Origin of the sequence: Pigmentiphaga sp. (assembly GCF_019689535.1) — a bacterium.
Taxonomy (GTDB): domain Bacteria; phylum Pseudomonadota; class Gammaproteobacteria; order Burkholderiales; family Burkholderiaceae_B; genus Pigmentiphaga.
Genome location: NZ_JADGHH010000304.1, coordinates 1 through 2,871 on the forward strand (window position 1 = coordinate 1; position 2,871 = coordinate 2,871).

The window sequence follows — 2,871 nt, forward strand, 5'->3', positions numbered from 1 at the left end:
GGACTGGATCGAGCGCGAAACCGAAGCCGGGCACGACGTCTTGCTGGAAATCGACTGGCAGGGCGCGCGCCAGGTTCGCTCCAAGTTCCCCGAGGCGATCGGCATTTTCATCCTGCCGCCTTCCATCGAAGCATTGGAATTGCGCCTGAAGCAACGCGGACAGGACGAACCGCATGTCATTGCCCGCCGGCTGCTGGCAGCGGGAGGCGAGTTCGCCCATGCCCCGGAATTCGAATATGTTATTATTAATCAAGACTTTAGCGCAGCCTTGGCAGACCTGACGACCATCGTTACCGCCGCCAGGCTGCGTTTTCGTTCCCAGGCGGCGCGGCATGCCGACTTATTTTCCCAGTTGGGCATTCCGCAAACGCCTGCTAAGTCGTTTTGATATCGTATCCAGTTACGCATAGCGCTCAAGGACACTTATGGCACGTATTACCGTCGAAGACTGCTTGAAGCAAATTCCCAACCGGTTCAAGCTGACCCTTGTGGCTACCTACCGCGCGCGTCAACTGGCCCAAGGCCACGCGCCCAAGCTGGACACGAAGGACAAACCCACCGTCACGGCACTGCGTGAGGTGGCCGCCGGGCTGACCGGGCTGGAAATGCTGAAAAAGGTCCCCACCTGATACCCGAGACCAGACAGGTCTCGCTGCCGGCACTGGGGCCGGCAGCGCCTAGAGCAGGCCGGCCCACGCCGCCCTGCTCCCTCTGAGGCGACCATGGGATTTCCAGTCTCTACCACCCGTTCCGAGACGCATCCAGGAACACCGCCCGCAACGACCGACACGCAGGCGCACGACTTCGACGCCAACCCGGTGCCCACTTCGGCCGGGGTATCCTTCGCCCCCCTGGCAGAGACGATTTCCCAATACCTGAGCCCGGAAGATGTCCGGCGGGTCCGCGAAGCCTACCGCTTTTCGGATCAGGCCCACTTGGGCCAGTTCCGCGCCAGCGGAGAACCCTACATCTCCCACCCCATTGCAGTCACTGAGATCTGCGCGGCATGGAAGCTTGACGCGCCCGCGTTGATGGCGGCCCTGCTGCACGACGTCATGGAAGACCAGGGCGTCACCAAGCAGGAATTGATCGAACGCTTCAGCGCCGAAGTCGCCGACCTGGTCGACGGCCTCTCCAAACTGGATCGCCTCGAATTCGCCAGCAAGGCCGAGCAGCAGGCTGAAAGTTTCCGCAAAATGCTGCTGGCGATGGCGCGCGACGTGCGGGTCATCTTGATCAAGCTGGCAGACCGGCTGCACAACATGCGCACGCTGGGCGCGGTCAGCCCGGAGAAGCGCCGTCGCATCGCGCGGGAAACCCTCGAGATCTACTCGCCCATCGCCCACCGCCTGGGCCTGAACATCATCTATCGCGAATTGCAGGAGCTCTGCTTCGAAGCGATGTACCCGCGCCGGTATCAGGTGCTGCGCAAGGCGGTGCTGGCGGCGCGCGGTAATCGGCGCGAACTGGTAAACAAGATCCAGGAAGCCGTTCGCGCCGCCCTCCCCGCGGCCGGGATCGAGGCCGAAGTCAACGGCCGGGAAAAAAACCTGTACGGCATCTACACCAAGATGGTCGACCAGAAGAAGTCGTTCTCCGAGGTGCTCGATGTCTATGGATTCCGGATCGTGGTCAATACGCAGCCAGAGTGCTATCTGGCCCTTGGCGCCCTGCATCAGCTGTACCGGCCGGTACCGGGCAAGTTCAAGGACTACATCGCCATACCCAAGGTCAACGGCTATCAGTCGCTGCATACGACGCTAGTGGGCCCCTACGGCACCCCCGTGGAGTTCCAGATCCGCACGCGCGACATGAACCAGGTGGCCGAAAGCGGCGTAGCGGCGCATTGGCTTTACAAGACGGCCGACGTCAACCTGAACGACCTTCAGAAACGCACGCACCAGTGGCTCCAGTCGCTGCTCGACATCCAGAGGCAGACCGGCGACAGCAACGAGTTCCTGGAACACGTCAAGGTCGACCTCTTTCCCGACGCCGTCTACGTCTTCACGCCCCGCGGCAAGATCATCTCGCTTCCCCGCGGCGCCACGCCCATCGATTTCGCCTACAGCATCCACACCGATGTCGGCAACCAGACGGTGGCCGCCAAGGTCAACAGCGAATTCGTGCCACTGCGCACCGAGCTCAAGAGCGGCGACTCCGTCGAAATCATTACTTCCGAGAACTCCCGCCCGAACGCCCAGTGGCTCAACTTCGTACGTACGGGCAAGGCGCGCTCTGAAATCCGCCACTATCTGCGCACCGTCAAGTACGAAGAATCGGTCGCCTTCGGGGAGCGGCTGCTGGCGCAGGCGCTGAAGTCGATGAACATGTCCATGCCCGACGCTTCGGACCCGATCTGGGACAAGCTCGCGCGTGGCAGCGGCGCCCGTTCGCGCGAAGAGATCCTGGCCGACATTGGGTTGGGCAAGCGGCTGGCCGCCGTGGTGGCCCGGCGCTTCATGCCTGAAGGCGATCCGATTTCGACCACGGCCGAACAAGTAGATCGGTACGCCGAACAAGGTTCCGCCACCCCCATCCGCATCCAGGGGAACGAGGGCCTTGCCGTGCAGCTGGCGCCTTGCTGTACGCCCATCCCCGGGGACGCCATCGTCGCCTATGTCCGCATGGGGCATGGACTGGTCGTTCACACCGAGGACTGCCCGAACGCCCGGCGCCAACGTGCCCGCGAGCCCGAGCGCTGGCTGGACGTGGCTTGGGACGACCAGACTTCGCGCCATTTCAACGTGCGCATCGACGTGGTGCTGCGCCAGGAGCGCGGGGTCCTGGGACGCGTGGCAGCCGAGATTTCCGCCGCCGACGCCAACATCACGCACGTATCCATGCAGGACGAAGCCTCGTCCACCGTGGCCG

The 2,871-nt window shown here is 63.1% G+C and carries 2 protein-coding genes and 1 pseudogene; all 3 read left to right on the plus strand.

Features of this window, described 5'->3' with window-relative positions:
• Positions 1–388: pseudogene (locus tag IRZ12_RS17020) on the plus strand (guanylate kinase); the annotation flags it as partial.
• A gap of 37 nt (positions 389–425) precedes the next feature.
• Positions 426–629, plus strand: a complete 204-nt coding sequence (gene rpoZ / locus IRZ12_RS17025) for a DNA-directed RNA polymerase subunit omega (protein ID WP_087779272.1) — start codon at positions 426–428, stop codon at positions 627–629.
• A gap of 93 nt (positions 630–722) precedes the next feature.
• Positions 723–2,871 (plus strand): bifunctional (p)ppGpp synthetase/guanosine-3',5'-bis(diphosphate) 3'-pyrophosphohydrolase (locus tag IRZ12_RS17030; protein WP_296471120.1); only part of this gene is annotated, 2,149 nt, incomplete at its 3' end.